The organism is uncultured Flavobacterium sp., assembly GCF_951805225.1.
Classification (GTDB): Bacteria; Bacteroidota; Bacteroidia; order Flavobacteriales; family Flavobacteriaceae; genus Flavobacterium.
Genome location: NZ_OX638201.1, coordinates 2651744 through 2669191 on the forward strand (window position 1 = coordinate 2651744; position 17448 = coordinate 2669191).

The window sequence follows — 17448 nt, forward strand, 5'->3', positions numbered from 1 at the left end:
AAATTCTTTTAATCTTTATATTAGAAGTTAGGAGCAGTAGTATCCCACCAAAGTCTTGTTGCACCATTATCTGGTCCGCCTAACTTAGCTACACCACTAGCTACACCTTCTTTATTATTTGCAATCTCAGATTGTACAAAGTTGATTCTTCTTACTCCAAGAGCTGTAGAAATTACTCCTCCACTATTGTTTACAAGTACAGGGAATAATTTAGGGTAACCAGTTCTTCTGTAATCAGACCAAGCTTCTTGTCCTTCAGGGAAACCTGCAATCCATTTTTGAGTAATAATTTTTTGCAATTTAACTTCGTTAGTTGCAACTGGATCCCAAGCAATAGTTACATTATTTACTGCAGCTATATTGTTTACCGGGAAACTAGGATCTGTATAATCAACAGGTAGTTTAACATTGTCTGCCATATATGCAGATGCTCCTGAAACTCCTCTTTGATCAAATGAAGCCTGAATACCTGCTTTGTATAATGTTTCAGCGTCACCTCCCATATTCCAACCTCTTAAAGCTCCTTCAGATCTTAAGAAATAAGCTTCTGCAGTTGTCATTAAATAAATCTCTTTAGATCTAACAACAGCTCCAATTCCAGAGAAATCCTGGTGATCTCCTTTTCCTCCAATATTAATACCTGTACGAATTCCTTTGTACTGACCTGGAAATTGAGTTGAAGTATCAAAATAAGGAACAATCCTTGGATCATTATATCCTTTTAAAATAGACTCCATATCTGCAGACATGCGAATATCTAACCATGAACCACTAATTGTAGCAATAGGATTTGTAAAATCCGGAGATACAATTTTAAATGCGTCTCCATTTGTAGTCATTACTCCAAATTTGTGAGCAACTGCTTTTTCAGCTTGAGTTTTTGCCAATGCTGGTTTTACTTTTACAATACGCATTGCTAATCTTAAACGCAATGTGTTAGCAAATTTTACCCATTGTTTGTAATCTCCTTTGTAACCTGATAAATCTGTTGCAGCAAAAGCTGTAGGCTGACCTGCATCTACTCTTTTTGTTAATTCATCAACAGCAAAATCTAATTCAGAAAACATTTGGTTGTAAACATCCTCTTGAGAATCGTAAAGTATTGGTGCATCTTTACCATATTGAGAATAGATAATTGGTCCAAAAATATCTGTAACTCTGTGCATTCCTTCTACTTTAATAATAAGAGAAAGTGCATAAAACTGATCGTATTTTCCTTTTGCTTTATTAGCAATATCGTATGCATTAAACATTACGTTAGGATATGCATTACTCCAGATAGCACCATTCCATCCATCAACAAGATTGTAAGTAGTATTATTACTTCCACCTCTAAAACCTGTTGGAGTAGCCATATAACCTGACCAAACATCACTATTTAAGTTTTGTTGTAATTGATATTGATCTTCTCTTTGATTTCCTAATACCTGGATATTATTAAACATCGGAGCAAATCCTGCTTTAATGTGGTTAAAGTCTTGCGCTAATTGATCTTGACTAAAACCGTTAGGATTTGTATTAATATCCTCAAAATTATCTGTACAACCTACCGCAGCAAGTAATGAAATACAGACAGCTGTTGTTTTTATATTTTTTAATTTCATTTTTTTTGAATTTAGAACGTTACATTTAAATTAAGACCGATACTTCTAGTAGATGGTAAACCATAGATGTCAACACCTTGCAAGCCTTCTCCTGTACTTAAAGCAATATTTGGATCAAAAGGAGCGTCTTTATAGATAAAGAATAAGTTTCTAGCAATTAATGAAATACTAGCTGTTTGAAAAAGAGGAAGTTTTTTAGGATTGAAAGTATATCCTATAGAAACCTCTCTTACGCTAACGTTTGTAGCACTATAAACATATTCGCCTGTAATTCCATCTCTACCTCCAACTGTTTTGTAGTAATCTTTAGCATCCATTGAAGTAACTACTGTACCATCAGGTTTAACAGCGTTGATAGCAACTCCTCCTGCATTTCTTGCATCTCCTGTAGCTTTAGAAACTCCAAAATAATCATTTTGTGCCTGAGTCATACTCATTACTTCACCACCAAAACGACCGTCAAGTAATACATTTGCAAAGAATGGTCCTAGTTTAAAAGAGTTAGAGAAACCTAACATGAAATCAGGATTAGAATTTCCTACTTCAACAAAACCTGATCCGTTATTTTGAATTTTACCATCTGAATTTAATAGAATTCTACCTTGAGCATCTTTTAAAATAGTTTTACCCATAATAACCCCAAATGGTCTTCCTTCTACTAATGAATATTGATAGTTATTTACACCTGGATCTGTTAGGTTAACAATTTTTCCTAATCTGTCTGGAAGTTCTTTTACTTTATTTCTGTTTTGAGAGAAATTCACAGAAGAATCCCATGAGAATTTATCTCCTTTAACAATACCTGCATTTACAACAATCTCGAAACCTTTGTTTTCAATACTTCCAGCGTTGAATCCGTAGAATTTAACTCCTTCTGGGTTTCCTTCTGGAGCAAGAACTTGTAAGTATTGATTTTTTGTAACTGAGTTATAGTAAGAAATTTCAAAACCTAATCTATTGTTGAACATTCTCCACTCTGTACCAAATTCGTATTCTGATTTTAATTCTGGTTTCAAAGTAGTTCCTCTTTGTACACCAACTTGTGGTTGTGGAGGAAGTCCTGGAAGGAAGTAATTTACTGGGCTTGTAACGAAAGCAGAAACGTCATTACCTACCTGAGCATAAGTTCCACGAACTTTAGCAAAGTTTACGAATTCTGGCATTGTAAACATTTGGCTAAGAATACCTGTTAAACCTACAGAAGGGTAGAAATAAGATGGAGAATCTGTGTTAACCAATGTAGATGACCAGTCATTTCTAGCTGCTAAATCTAAATATAACATTTCTTTGTATCCAAAAGTAGTAGCTGCAAATACAGATTGTACTTCTCTTTTAGAATCAATTGTTTGGTAGTTTCCTGTATTGTTTACAAAATTATGAAGTGTAAACCAGTTAGTAAGTGTTAATCCTCCACCAATTCCAGAATCTAAAATTGTTTTTTGGTTAGTTAAAGTATTCGTGATACTTGTACCAATGTTAGCATTGAATGTAAAATTATCAGAAAACTTAGTATTAATTGTAGCAATTAAATCTGCGTAACGTTGAGTACTTAAAGAATTCTCGTTGATATATCTACCGTTTGCGTTAGAAAGAGTTCCTTGAGTTGTAGCAAATATTTTTTTATCAAATACGCTTTCAACTCTATTATAACTATATCTTGAAGCGATTGTCAACCAATTATTAGCTTTGTAAGAAGCTGTTAAAGCACCATTAAAGAAATTATTTGTGTCTTCAGATTTATTTCTGTTAATAGCCCAATATGGGTTTTGCATAATATCTCTGTTTGTCATCCAGTTTTGAGCCATTAAGTTTCTGTTTGGATCAAAAACTTCATAATTATTTTTGTAATAATCAAAATCATTTCCTCTTGGCATTAAATAAACACCTGTTAGTGGATTGAAGTAAAGACCATTTACTGGCTTATTATCAATTGATTGTGTTGTATAATTTGCATTTACACCAACTGTTAATCTATCATCAAAGAATTTAGCACTCTGACGAACACCAAAGTTATTTTTCTTAATACTATTTCCAGGAATAATTCCAGTTCCAGAAGTATTAGCATAAGACAACGTAGTCGAAGAATTTGCTGAAGCAGTAGAATAACCCAAAGATGTAATTTGTGTAGTTCCTGTAGTAAAGAAATCTTTTACGTGATCTTTTGTTTTTTGTTTAGCTCCCCAAGTTTCATCTTCTCCTGGATTAGCAATGTAATCTGTTTGAAATTTTGGTAAATAAGCAGCAGTTTCAAAAGTAGTTACAGATGAAGCCATAAGGTTTGATTTTCCTTCTTTTGCTTTTTTAGAAGAAAGCAAGATTACTCCATTTGCACCTTGAGAACCATACAATACAGAAGCAGCAGCACCTTTTAATACTGTCATTCCTTCATAATCATCAGGGTTAATCAAAGAAACAACATCTCCACCATCACGGTTACCTCCAGATAAACTACCAAATGTATCATTAGGCTGTCCTGATCCTGAATTCAACATCGGGATACCATCAATAACATATAATGGTTGATTATTTGAAACAGAAGAGTTTCCACGAATAACTACTTTAGTAGATCCACCTGTACCTCCTGAACTTTTTGTTACAGCAACACCGGCAACTTTACCTGCGATTGTATTAATAAGGTTAGCATCTTTTACACGAGTTAACTCTTCTCCTTTAAGCTCTTGAGCTGCATAAGTCAAAGATTTTCTCGTTTTCTTAATACCTAATGAAGTTACAACAACTTCACTTAAAGCATTTGATGCCGCTTGTTGTAATTTAACATTAATTGTAGAAGCATCACCTACAACAATGCTTTGTGTTTCAAGACCAACATAGCTAAAAACTAAAGTTTGTCCTTTTTGTACTTCAATTGTGTACAAACCGTCAAAATCGGTCGTAGAACCTTTTTGACCTCCTTGTACAGCAACAGACGCCCCTGGCAATGGCATCCCCTCAGCATCCGTAATCACACCCTTGACATTTTTTACTTGTGCAAGCGAAACTTGCGCCGTAAAAACAATCATAAAGATTAAGAAAATTTTTTTCATGTTTATTTATTTTGTTAGTTATGGTGTAAATTTATTCTTAAGGGATTGTTAAAAAAAATAATTTATACAAACGGTAATAAATTTTAAACAAACGACATAAATCATTCAATAATACGTTTTGCGAAAACGTTTTCATGTTGATATATTCTAACGTTTTTTACTTATATCTAATTTTTAATTAAAAAAATAAGGAATTTAGTTAACAAATATTGAATCATCAACAAAGCAGTAATTGCTTGATATTTAGCCTTAAAATCAATATTTTTAATAATAAATATTTAATTTTAACAAAATATTAGTAATCATGAAAAACTAAGATTACAGCAACAAAAACTTTAGATTTCTAAAGTTTCTAATTTCCACACAATCCGGTTGTTTTAGTTTTTAAGGAAGTATATTTTTTATGAATAACATCCAACAAAGAATATTCGCCAAAAGAATCTTGTGCTAATTCCCAAATCATAATTCCTCCGGTGTTTTGAGATGCAAATTCTACTTTTTGTGAAATGGTTGGTCTTCCGTTATAATAAATTTTTCCTATTTCGTCCTGATCTGCAAATTGAGTTCCTGCTTCTACAATCTGAGCAAATGTCGAACTCGTAGCTTCAGGATAAGTAAAATTATATCCATAAAAAGGTACGCCAAGAGTCAATTTATCACTGGATACATTTTGAAGTTTGTGCCAAAAATCAATTCCGTCTTTGGCGAAAGCCATCGAACTATGTTGCCCGGGATTATTTGGTGTCCACGGACCAGTACTATCATACGCCATAATATTCAGAAAATCGAAAGCATTCAACGCTTCTGAATTGATATTTTCGAATCTTGTATTATTGGGTAAAGCAGCAGTTAAAAGTTTTTTGTTCGTTGCAAGACTCTTTTTTAATTCAAGAACAAAACCACTATATCCTGAAGTTACTGCATCCCATTCTAGATCTACATCTACTCCGTCTAAATGGTGCAATTCGACAAAATTTATTATGTTTTGAATTAAAGCGGGTCTGTTTTCGGGTTTATCAATTAAATAAGACCAATTTGCAGCTTGCTCCGGAGAAATTACTCCGCCTGCAAGAGAAATGCTTATTACAATATTAGGATTAACCGATTTGGCATATTTAATAAGCGAATCAATATCTCCAGAAAAAATTAAATTTCCATTTTTATCCGGATTTGCAAATGCTATATTAAGGTGTGTTAATTTGCAAAACTGAATTGAATTCATTTTGCTAATATTATCCGTCGATAAATACCCAACAACTCTGGCTGTTTTAGTTTTTATAATTTCCGGATTTGTTTCTTTGTCACTTGAACAACTATAAGCAGATAAAAGTGAACTTATAAAAAAAAGGATGCCTAATAAGGCTTTATTTTTTATCATAATTTTTAATTTTAAACTTGTGGTTTGAATTTTAATTAGAATGAAAATAATACCTTATTAGGCATAACTTTATATTTTGGGACTATTTTTTAGTTTGCATCCCACCAAACTTTACCTAACCAGTCATTCTTTCCTCCAAGTCTTGCTACAGCTTCCTGATAGTTTTTTTCATTTTTCTGTAATTCATCATTTGGATAGTACAAACGTGTTGGTACAACTCCGCCAGTTCCGGAATCTGAATTTGTTATTGGAACTAAATGAGGATATCCTGTTCTTCTCCAGTTTGAATAAGCTTCTATACTATTAAACAAATAAGTAACCCAAAGTTGTGTTGCAATTTGTTCTTTTTCTGTTCCGACAACTAAAGGTTTTGCAGATAGATATGTATTAATACTTGCCTGACTTGCTGCAGGTGCACCATAAATTTCTAACTGTTTTACGCCTGCCTCAACTCCTTTTTTATAAAAGTCTGCTGCCGAACCTGAAATCCATCCTCTGTAAGCAGCTTCTGCTAATAACAATTGTGACTCTGAATAACTCACGTGTAAAAACGGAGTCGTTAATTGTTGGTAGTAAGGCTGAATATCTGATACTGCTTCTGAACCTCCCGGAACTTCCCAGATAAAAGATCCCGGAACAACTCCTTCATATAGATTTTCTCCTGGTTTTGGTCCTCCTCCACCTGTTGAACTTGCCGTTTTTGGAGTTGCCAACATTGTTAATCTAGGATCTCCATTATCTCTTAAATAATTAATTAGCAAAGAGCTAAAGTGATCTCCACCCTGATCTCCAATAAAACCGTAAGACAATCCGTTTCCTCTAAAATCAAGTTTTGAAGGATCATCGTTAAAAGGAAAAGCCAAATGTTTCATAATACAGTTATCAGCATTACTTTCAAAAACTCCACCTTGAAAAGCTGCTTTTGCTTGCTTTTCTGCTTCTGCAGGTTTTACTTCTGAGATTCTCATCGCCAAACGTAAACGCATTGTATTGGCTAATTTTCTCCATTTTGAAATATCTCCAGCATAAAATAAGTCTCCTTTTACCGCACCTCCACCAGCAGTTAGCTGAGTTGAAGCTTCTTCTAATTCTTTGAAAAATGAATTGTATATATCCTCTTGTTTATCATATTTAGGCGTTACAATTCCTTTAGAGAAACCTAAACCTGCTTCTGAATAAGGAACATCTCCATAAATATCAGTTAAACGCTGTGCAATCATTACTTTCATAATTTTACCAACAGCATTCATATTTCTCGCCGCTGGATCACTACTAGTTTTATCAATGATATCGACAACATTTTTCATTTCATTAGAATAAACACTTCTCCATAAAGCGGTTGCATAATCATCGACTGGCTTAAATTTTCCGCCATATTCTGTTACTGCCCATGAACCTGAATAATGCTGAATAAAACCTCCGGAATATATTAAATTGGTTCTATGTTGATAATATCCATTACCTGACATACATAACTGAGTAAATGTAAGCTGACCTGCCGGATTTGGACTTAACGCAACCGGATCTTTCATCAGCTCATCAAAGTTGTCTGTACAGCCTACTACCGTAAATGCTGAAAGTGCGACTATTATTATATGTTTAATTTTCATAATTTACTTTTTTAGAATGTAACTTTAATATTAAAACCGTATGATTTTCTTGATGGCAATGAACCATACTCAAAACCTTGTCCGTTTCCAGAAGTATACATTGACTCTGGATCAATGTTTGGCAAATCTTTATTGAATGTCAATAAATTTCTTGCAAATGCAGAGATATAAATTGAGTTGATTTTTTCGCCAAAAACACTTTTAGGTATCGTATATCCTAAACTTACCTCTCTTAGTTTAACATAAGAAGCATCATAAATAAACGGTGCCGGAGTAGCGTCTGTAACACTTCTCCAATATTCTTGCGGATCTACTGGTTTTGTATTTTTTACATAAACCGGATTATCGGCAGTTCCTGTATTCACAACTCCATTTGCAACGTAACCAGCTGTAGGAACCCAGTCTTTAAAAACAAAATTAGGATCGCTTGCTGCTGCTTGTGTTCTTGCGGCAATAAATTCATCTCTTCCTTCTGTAGTAATATCCAAAAGTCCTTTTGCTGCAGCAAGTGAATTTGTCATAGAATATACATCCATTCCAAATTTCATATCCAATAAAAATTGAAGTGTAATTCCTTTATAAGAAAATCTGTTTGTTAAACCAGCTGCCCAATCCGGAAGCCCTTTTCCTAAAGCAACTTTATTTTCTGTGTATGTAGGAAGTCCGTTTGCACCAATAATCATTTCTCCTTGTGGTGTTCTTTGAAAATCTCTTCCGATAATAGTTCCGTATTGTCCGCCAACTTGTGCAACAATCGCAGCATTTGCCCAACGAGCCTCAGAAATAGTGTAAGTATTAATATCTGGATGAAGAGAAAGAATTGAGTTTTTATTCTTAGAAAAGTTCAAATCAATTCCCCATTCAAAATCCTTAGTTTTTATTGGCGTACCAGATAAAAATATCTCAATACCTTCGTTACGCAACTCTCCTGCATTTACAGAAAGAAATTCATATCCTGATGTTGCAGAAGATGCTAAATCAAGTGTTTGATCTGAAGTATCTTCACGATAAACTGTAATATCAGCTCTTAATCTGTTTTTGAACCATGCTGTTTCTAAACCAAATTCGATTCCTTTTTTTGTTTGATAGGTTAAATTAGCATTTGGTGCCGATGTATTCTTAACATTCACAACACTTTGTCCGTCGTAAGAAGAATAAGTAGTATAGTTTAAGGAGTTTTTGTAAGCTCCCGGCGCATTAGAAACTTTTGCCCAAGAAGCTCTTAATTTTCCATAAGAAAATGTATCGCTCTTTATATTAAATGCATCTGAAAATATAAAACCTAATGAAGCTCCAGGATAAAAAGCATCTTTGTCAATAACGCTAAACCAGTCATTTCTTCCTGTAAATTCAGCATATAAATATCCTTTGTAGTCAAACTTCGCAGAACCGTAAACAGAATTTGTTCTTGTTTTAGTTACTGATGGCGCATTTATAGTCTGATTAGAAAAGTTACTTATATATTCTGTTCCCGGTTCAATAATATTTGTTCCGAAACTAGAATTTTCCTGTCTTCTAAAATCTCTTCTGTTTGCTCCTAAAATTCCTGAGAATGTTAAATCATCAGTCAATTTAATTTCACTAAAATTAGCAATAAAATCAGTATTCATTTCAGAAACTGTAATATCATTCAATCCAAGATATCCAGTTTCTCTTGCTGGCCAAGTTCCTCCAGGTGACATAAAATCTTTTGAAGTAAAAAGATAAGTATCTAAACCACTTCTAAAAGTCAATCCAACCCATTTTGCAAGTTGATATGTTCCGGCAACATTACCCATAAAACGGTTTTTCTTAGAAGAGTTGTGATTTGCATCTACTGTGAAATAAGGATTTAACTGATAAATATTATTATTCCATTTATAAATTTCTCCCGTATCTTCATTTTTATAATGTTGAAGCCAAGCCTGATCAATATTTGGTGCCAAACTACTTAAAGAATATCCAACGTTGTTTGGTGAATCACCTAAACCTGGTCTGTTAGCAGTAGTTTCGATCATATAATTCACATTAGCATCTAAAGTAAATTTATCTGATTTTAAAGTTGCGTTTAAACTGGCATCATTTCTTTCTAAGCCAGAATTAGGAATAACATCATCATTTTTCAGATTGTTATATCCAAAACGAACATACGCCGTTTCGCTACCACCAGAAAGTGCAATTCCGTTTGTTGTTGTAAATCCAGTTCTGAAAAAGTCCTGAATATTATTATCAACTTTAGCATAAGGTTTCATAGAACCGTCAAATATTTTAACCTGTTGTCCTATTGAATTTGAAAATTTAGGTCCCCAAGCACTAGTAGTATATCCGTATAATTCTTCTGGCGCCTTTGTAGGATCTGGTAAAACACCATGACTTCCGCTACCATATTGATCTTGGAAATCATTATATTTAGCATTTACTCTGTCAAAGCTAACACCACTTGTGAATTCAACTTGTAATTTTCCTTTGCTTCCTTTTTTAGTTGTAATTAAAATTACACCATTTAATGCTCTGGAACCATATAATGCCGATGCAGCAGCTCCTTTTAGAACTGTCAAACTCTCAATATTATTTGGATTAATACTCGAAATCCCGTCTCCGTTATCTCTTCCATCAAACCATTTACTAGTAGCAGCGCTATCATTATTCAAACCTGAGTTATCGATAGGAACTCCATCTACAATATAAAGTGGTTGATTACTCTCACCTATACTCGAAATACCTCTAATAATAACCCTTGAACTACCTCCAACTCCAGTTGCAGGCAACGAAACATCAACTCCGGCAATTCTTCCTGAAAGCCCCGAAGCAACATTTGTCGTTATTACCTTGCTTAACTGGTCGCCTTTTACATCCTGAACTGCATAACCCAGTTCTTTCTTTTGTCTCTTAATACCTAATGCAGTAACAACAACTTCATTTAAGTTTTGAGCATCTTCCGTAAGTACAACGTCTATTGTAGCAGAACCGGCCACAGTTACCGCTTTAGTTTTAATACCTATATACGAAAAAACAAGTACATCCCCTGTCGATGCTTGTATCGTATATTTTCCGTCATAATCAGATTGGGTTGCAGTTTTTGTGCCTTGAATAATAACAGTTACTCCTGGCAACGGCAATCCGTTGTGATCGCTTACTAAACCTTTGATCGTCTTTACTTGTGCAAGCGAGACCTGCGCCGTAAATACAATCATAAAGATTAACATAATTTGTTTCATTTTATCATGGTTTTGTTGGTTAAGTCGTAAATTTATTGTTAACACACTGTTAAAAAAAAAATATTATACAAACGACTTAAAATTTTAAACCAACGACACAAAACAATCAATAATCCGTTATCCGAAAACGTTTTCAAAGCATTATTTTTCATTTTTTTTGCAAAAACACAATGATTTATTGCAATAAAACTCCCAAATAACGAACAATTACTCAATAACGATTACTATTTTAAGCTTTTTAGACGAATAATTGAAAATATTTTGCAAACCCAAAGTACTAAAAATCGCTCAAAATTTAAATTACTGATAATCAATATCATATTAAAAAATTCAAAATATTCCTTCAGAAAGTCTTATAAAATAAAGATGCCTGACTAAATTCTAAACTCTTAAAATAATCTTAAATTATAATAAAAGTCCAAAATCTAATCAGGCATCATTTTATGCTTGATATTTTTTAGCTTCTAAAGTAAAATCTTATTCAACAAGAACCTGATGACTTTCAGAAACTCCGTTGATATTTACTATTAGAACATAAACTCCTTTTTGAAGCTGACTAACATTTATAGATGCCGTATTATTAACAACGGCAACATTGCTTTTTTCCTGACCGTTTAAATCATATAATATCGCATTAATCTGAGCGCCAAAATCAGGAACTCTATCTTCATTTACTAAAGATACATTGATGACGCTACTTGCAGGATTTGGATATATTTTATAAAAAGAGTTATCTCCAACTTTACTTGTTGCTTGTGTAGATACGCTTGATTTTGTATTACATCCGGAATACATTTTGCGATAAGCCACAAGACCACATGAGGTATTTGCTTCGACTTTAAGAATTCCTCCGCCACAACCAAATGGCACTACAAATGTACCTGGAGAATTACTTGTATATATCAAAGTTGTCTCTCCTCTATAAACGTTATAAGGCGGCGCTCCACCTTGCACAAAAACATCAACTTGTCCATAAGGCCCTACTCCATCATGCAAAGTAGCTACAAAATTACTTCCGATAGTAATCGTTTTACTAATAGTTCTATAACCACAAGACGCACTGCCGTAATACAAACTAAGTGTAATTTGTCCCGTAGCTGTTTGTGATGTTTTGGTTAATGTTGCCGTGCTTGTACCATTTCCAGAAAGAGTAACTAAACTACTACTCTGACTAACAGACCAATTATAAGTAGTTCCGCCAGTTGGAGCCGAATATGAAGCACTTGAACAAATAGAAGTAGCTCCGGATATTTGAGAAGTTGTCCCCGTACATTGTGCTGCCAAAACTGCCGCATAAGCATCTACTAAACCATAACCTGTTTGTGAATTCCATGTTCCGTTTGACCTATCTGTAAATGCTCCATAAGAATAAGTTCCAACTTTTTGAGAAGTTTGTTCTATAATATCACGAACCTGTTGACCTGTAAGAGATGGATTTACAGAAAGTATTAATGCACTTATACCGGCAACATGCGGGCTTGCAAAAGAAGTTCCGCTATCATTTTTAGTTGAATTACCTGGATAAGTAGAAAGAATCCCAGTTCCTGGCGCAACTACATCTAACTTTGTACCATATCCTGAAAAAGAGGATCGATCACCAACCGAAGTTATTGAACCAACAGTTAATATATTGTCATTAAAATAAGCCGGATAATCCATAACAGCGCCAGAAGCACCATAATTACCAGATGCAAAAACAACTACGGAACCTTTTCCATTTCGACCTAAAGTCATTGCATTTATAATTGCATTTTCAAGTATCGTACTATGAAGCTGATTATATCCAGCACCTCCTTGATCTCCCCAGGAATTATTAATAACATCAGCACCATTTTGATAAGCCCAGCTAATACCGCTTGCCAATTCAGCAGATATATTAGGTGTGGATATTAACTGATGACTAACAACCATAATTTTAGAAAGTGGAGCAACTCCTACAACTTCAAAATTATTATCTTTTATTGCTCCAATTGTACCAGCTACATGTGTTCCATGCCAATAACCACTTGTAAAAACACTAGGAGAAGTCCCGGATTGAGTATCAAAACTTAAACTGGAAATATTTCCTACCAAGTCGCTGTGAGTCTTATCAATTCCCTGATCGACAACAGCAATATTAACTCCGCTTCCTTGTGAAATATTCCATGCCTGACAAGCATTAATATCTATGTTAGGATTTGCAGCATTATACAATCCCCATAAAGATCCAAAATCAGTATCATTTGTACAGCTACTTTTAAAATCGAACATAAAAGCAGGATCAACATCTTCAAAAAATCCGGTTTCAAAAAAGTAATTCGCAAGATCTAATGAACTCTCTGCTTTATTTTTTTTCGCAGAAAGAATATACCATTGAGGCATATTAGGAACTTGTTTTACAATTTCAACTTCTTTTTTAGAAGCAACTTTTTGAAGTCTTGCAAAATCTTTCTCCTTCTTAAGTTTCACATAAAAGTAAGCCGAAGTACCAATAGGTTTAGCATTATCTCTTTTATAATATAAAGAGACATTCTTTACGGATGGATTTTCTTTTAAGGATTTAATTTTCTTCTGAAATTCTGCATCGGTTGGAACATTTTTAAATTCTAATCTCGCCGACTTTTGTCCTTTAGCACTTGACTTGTCTGTTGCCAAATCAAAATCTTTCACGTCTAATGCCGTAATACTTGATTTTTGAAGATTTTCTTCAGTACTAATATTTACAGTAGATTTATCTACCGTCAAATAAACTTTTTCTCCCTTATAGTAATAATAAGGATTATTCTGTCCGTACATCCCGGAAATACTAAACAAAACAATAAAAATGGTTAAGAGTAATTCTTTTTTCATGTATATTTTTTTTAGTAAACTCCACTATAGCTGATTTTCATAAAAAATATTATTTTAAGAAATAAACTATCAATATCGTTAGTTAATATGTTAAAAATATTGTTAAAATTTTTACATAGGAAATTTTTTATATAAACTACACAAAACGTTAAACAAACGACACAAAACAATCAATAATATGTTTTACGAAAACGTTACATCAAATAAAAAACACACTAATTTCATTTTTTTATAAAATAATATTCAAAAGAATTGCGATTAAGCAACTAATTGTTTAAAGTTGCACAATATTTATAGAGACAAGCCAGAAAAATCAATAACTAAAACGATAAGTTGAGCGAAATTCGAAAATTGAAATTTGACATTAAACTTCAAAATCACATTTGGTTTTGGAGTACTTACTTCACTCTTAACTTTTTAAGATGGGGAGCTTACTTCAATGATTATCCTTATTCGTTCAAATCAAACTTAATTGAATTCTCTTTGCACATTCCTTTAGTCTATTTTAATCTATTTGTTTTAGTACCCAGATTCGTATTAAAGCAGAAATATATTACATATACATTTTCATTACTGGCGAGTCTTTTTGCTATCTATTTATTAAAAACAGCACTTACCTATTACATTATATCCGAAAATATCTGGCCGGAAGCCAATCGTGAATACCATCCTTTTGAGATTAATCATATTGTAGCAGTTTGTATTGGCGAATTGTATGTTCTTGCAATGGCTTCATCAGTTTACCTGACTTTGACCTGGTTACGAGAAAGAGAAAGAAACAGATCGTTGAGAGAAAATCAGTTCAAAATCAAGCTGAAATATCTTGAGAATCAAATTCAGCCACATTTTTTCTTCAATACATTAAATAATTTATATGCATTGTCATTAGAATCTTCAAATAAGGTTCCAGATGTGATTATAAAACTATCAAATTTGATGGAATATGTGTTATATGATGTAAAAGGAACCAAATTTGTTCCGTTAATAAAAGAGATAGATTACATTCAGAATTATATCGAAATTGAGAAGTTACGCTTTGAAAATGTAGAAGTTACGATAAATCTCGAATCTGATATAGAAGATATTGTTGTGCCTCCGTTGATTTTTATCTCTTTGGTCGAAAACGCCTTTAAACACGGGAGTTTAAACAATAGTAACTTAAAAATAAAGATCAATTGTAAAGTTACTAACAATAAAATGTTAGATTTTGAAATCTTAAATAATTTTGTAATTTCACAAAATCTTAATCAAAAAGGTGGAATTGGATTAGTCAATACCAAAAAACGATTAAAATTAATTTACAAGAATGATTTCAGTCTTAAGTATACCACTAAATTTAATTACTATATAATCCGTTTGCAAATACCAATTAATGATGAAGATTAAATGCGTGTTGATCGATGATGAGCCATTGGCTATCAAAGTCCTCCAGAATTACTTTACCAATTTTACAGATTTTGAAGTAATTGGTACATTTAATAATTCTCTGGAAGCGCTGGATTTTATAAACAGCACTTCTGTAGATGCTGTTTTTCTGGACATTAATATGCCAATGATGACTGGATTTGAATTGATTAGCTTAATCGAAAACAAAACCAAAGTCATTATAACAACTGCATTTAGAGAATTTGCCGCCGAAAGTTACGATCTTGATGTTCTTGATTATTTAGTAAAACCAATTCCGTTACCAAGATTTATAAAATGCATCAATAAAATTACTACCGAATTCAATGTCAAAAACAATATTAAGGTAGAAACCACCAAAGGAGATTCTCATATTTTTATCAAAGTCGATAAAAAAATGATGAAAATTAATATTGAAGAAATTTTATTTGTCGAAGGAATGAAGGAATACATAAAAGTCGTGACGCCCGATAAAACCTACATTACACACAAATCTTTAACCTCATTATCTGAAGAATTACCTGCTGATCGCTTCTTAAGAATTCATAAATCTTATGTAATTGCCTTAAATAAAGTAAAATCTATCGAGGGAAATCGAATCCAAATTCAGTCTTATACCATTCCTATTGGCAGAAACTATAGTAAAGAGGTAAAAAACAAAATTCTCGAGTAAATATTTAACATTTATAACTCTATAAAAACTAACACTTTGTTGAATAAATACTGTTGTTGGTTTAAATTTAACATTATTTTTTATTAATTATTTTTTTTTGATATACTTAACAAATATATTTACGGTCTTCAAAAAACATATTAAATAAAAATTAACCTCTTAAATTATGAGTTCAGAAAATGTTCAAACCAAATGGGGACAGTTTATCTCTTTGATAATTGTTTTCTTCTTTTGGGGTTTTGTTGGTTCAGCCAATGATATCCTAATCCCAGTATTCAAAAAAGTATTTACCTTATCTCAAGTACAATCACAATTAGTAGCTTGGGCTTTTTATGTCTCTTACTTCGTAGGATCAATAATCTTCTTTTTAGTTTCTCTAAAAATGGATATTTTACAAAGATTCGGATATAAAAAAACACTTTCTGCTGGATTAGTTCTATCAGCTTTTGGATCATTTTTATTTATTCCTGCAGCAACAATGGAAAGCTTTCCATTTTTCTTAACCGCTTTATTTACTGTAGGTTTAGGTTTTTCAATTCAACAAATCGTAGCAAATCCTTTAGCTATTAAAATGGGAAGTCCACAAACCGGAGCACACCGTTTAACATTGGCAGGAGGAATCAACTCATTCGGAACAACAATTGGAGCTATCTTATTAGGAATCGCTTTATTTGGAATGGGAGACGACAAAAAAACATCACTTTCATTAGAAGATATTAAATTACCATTCATCATTCTTGGTCTTGCATTTATTGCTGTTGCCATTTTCATGAACTTCTCAAAAATCGAAGATCCTGCAAAAGAAGAGGAAGAAGTAGTTAAAGTTGCTCACGAAAAATTCAACATATTAGATTACCCACAACTATATTTAGGAATGTTAGGAATCTTTATCTACGTTGGAACTGAGGTAACTATCATCAGTAATTTACCAGCTTTACTTCATACATCAGAATTCGGAAATGTATTAGAAGATGCTATCGCTCCGTTTATTTCTCTTTACTGGGGAAGTTTAATGATTGGCCGTTGGAATGGTGGTGTAAACGTTTTCAATACTTCAAACTTAGTAAATACAGCACTTAAATTTATTGTTCCGGCTATTGCATTTGGAGTAATTATTGGCGCTAACATTTTTGCTAAACACGACGTTTCTTCATTCTATATCTACCCAATCTGGATCTTGTTATTTATCGCTGTAAGTTTTGTAGGTGGTAAAAACGCTGGAAAAACATTAATGCTTTTCGGAATTTCAGGAGTAATCATGATGATTGCCGGATTAGTTTGTCCAGATCCACAAATTGCTAAATTCTTCTTTATTTCTGGAGGTTTATTCCTTTCTATCATGTGGCCATCAATCTTCGATTTAGCGATTGCAGGTTTAGGAAAAAATACAGGAAAAGCATCATCTTTCTTAATTATGATGATTCTTGGAGGAGGAGTTATTCCTTTGATTCAAGGAAGTATCTGTGATATTGACGTTACAAGCCCAGGTGGAATCTTCGGAATCACATGGACACATTTCTCTTATATTGTACCACTTATTGGTTTTGCATACTTAGGATTCTATGGTTTCTATTGCCCAAAAATCTTAAAAAGACAAGGAATTGATCATAACATTCAAAGCGAAGGTGGAGGTCACTAAGAAAATATATAAAATATAAAAAAAGTCCCGTTTACAATGTAAACGGGACTTTTTTTATATTTAAAACTCA

The 17448-nt window shown here is 33.0% G+C and carries 9 protein-coding genes; 3 read left to right on the forward strand and 6 right to left on the reverse strand.

Translation table 11 applies throughout. The features are described 5' to 3' along the window. Positions 1 to 20: 20 nt before the first annotated feature. The 6 genes from WN975_RS10520 to WN975_RS10545 all read right to left on the reverse strand — a co-directional run bounded on the left by WN975_RS10520 (position 21) and on the right by WN975_RS10545 (position 13662). Positions 21 to 1604: a RagB/SusD family nutrient uptake outer membrane protein gene (locus tag WN975_RS10520; protein WP_337966495.1), complete on the reverse strand. Its 1584-nt coding sequence runs from the start codon at positions 1602 to 1604 to the stop codon at positions 21 to 23. An 11-nt stretch (positions 1605 to 1615) separates the two neighbouring features. Beyond that, positions 1616 to 4648, reverse strand: a complete 3033-nt coding sequence (locus tag WN975_RS10525; RefSeq protein ID WP_337966496.1) for a SusC/RagA family TonB-linked outer membrane protein — start codon at positions 4646 to 4648, stop codon at positions 1616 to 1618. Between the two features lie 352 nt (positions 4649 to 5000). Further along, entirely contained in the window at positions 5001 to 6026 is a 1026-nt protein-coding gene (locus WN975_RS10530) for a glycosyl hydrolase family 18 protein (RefSeq protein WP_337966497.1), read from the reverse strand. Between the two features lie 89 nt (positions 6027 to 6115). Next, entirely contained in the window at positions 6116 to 7636 is a 1521-nt protein-coding gene (locus WN975_RS10535; RefSeq protein WP_337966498.1) for a SusD/RagB family nutrient-binding outer membrane lipoprotein, read from the reverse strand. An 11-nt stretch (positions 7637 to 7647) separates the two neighbouring features. Continuing rightward, complete coding sequence (locus WN975_RS10540) at positions 7648 to 10833, reverse strand: SusC/RagA family TonB-linked outer membrane protein (protein ID WP_337966499.1); 3186 nt, start codon at positions 10831 to 10833, stop codon at positions 7648 to 7650. Between the two features lie 477 nt (positions 10834 to 11310). Continuing rightward, a complete protein-coding gene (locus WN975_RS10545; protein WP_337966500.1) occupies positions 11311 to 13662 on the reverse strand; it encodes a S8 family serine peptidase in 2352 nt (783 codons plus the stop codon). Positions 13663 to 13995: 333 nt separating this feature from the next. On the opposite strand from WN975_RS10545, the gene WN975_RS10550 reads away from it, so the two are divergent. The 3 genes from WN975_RS10550 to WN975_RS10560 all read left to right on the forward strand — a co-directional run bounded on the left by WN975_RS10550 (position 13996) and on the right by WN975_RS10560 (position 17378). After that, on the forward strand, positions 13996 to 15048 hold the full coding sequence (locus tag WN975_RS10550) for a histidine kinase (protein WP_337966501.1): 1053 nt from the start codon (positions 13996 to 13998) through the stop codon (positions 15046 to 15048). Beyond that, on the forward strand, positions 15038 to 15739 hold the full coding sequence (locus WN975_RS10555) for a LytTR family DNA-binding domain-containing protein (RefSeq protein ID WP_099712660.1): 702 nt from the start codon (positions 15038 to 15040) through the stop codon (positions 15737 to 15739). The genes WN975_RS10550 and WN975_RS10555 overlap by 11 nt, the downstream gene beginning before the upstream one ends. A gap of 166 nt (positions 15740 to 15905) precedes the next feature. Then, on the forward strand, positions 15906 to 17378 hold the full coding sequence (locus WN975_RS10560; RefSeq protein WP_337966502.1) for an MFS transporter: 1473 nt from the start codon (positions 15906 to 15908) through the stop codon (positions 17376 to 17378). Positions 17379 to 17448 lie beyond the last annotated feature (70 nt).

Bases quoted from the DNA above. Each gene is read 5' to 3' on its own strand.
- WN975_RS10520 (WP_337966495.1), bottom strand. From the start codon at position 1,604: ATGAAATTAAAAAATATAAAAACAACAGCTGTCTGTATTTCATTACTT.
- WN975_RS10525 (WP_337966496.1), bottom strand. From the start codon at position 4,648: ATGAAAAAAATTTTCTTAATCTTTATGATTGTTTTTACGGCGCAAGTT.
- WN975_RS10530 (WP_337966497.1), bottom strand. From the start codon at position 6,026: ATGATAAAAAATAAAGCCTTATTAGGCATCCTTTTTTTTATAAGTTCA.
- WN975_RS10535 (WP_337966498.1), bottom strand. From the start codon at position 7,636: ATGAAAATTAAACATATAATAATAGTCGCACTTTCAGCATTTACGGTA.
- WN975_RS10540 (WP_337966499.1), bottom strand. From the start codon at position 10,833: ATGAAACAAATTATGTTAATCTTTATGATTGTATTTACGGCGCAGGTC.
- WN975_RS10545 (WP_337966500.1), bottom strand. From the start codon at position 13,662: ATGAAAAAAGAATTACTCTTAACCATTTTTATTGTTTTGTTTAGTATT.
- WN975_RS10555 (WP_099712660.1), top strand. From the start codon at position 15,038: ATGAAGATTAAATGCGTGTTGATCGATGATGAGCCATTGGCTATCAAA.
- WN975_RS10560 (WP_337966502.1), top strand. From the start codon at position 15,906: ATGAGTTCAGAAAATGTTCAAACCAAATGGGGACAGTTTATCTCTTTG.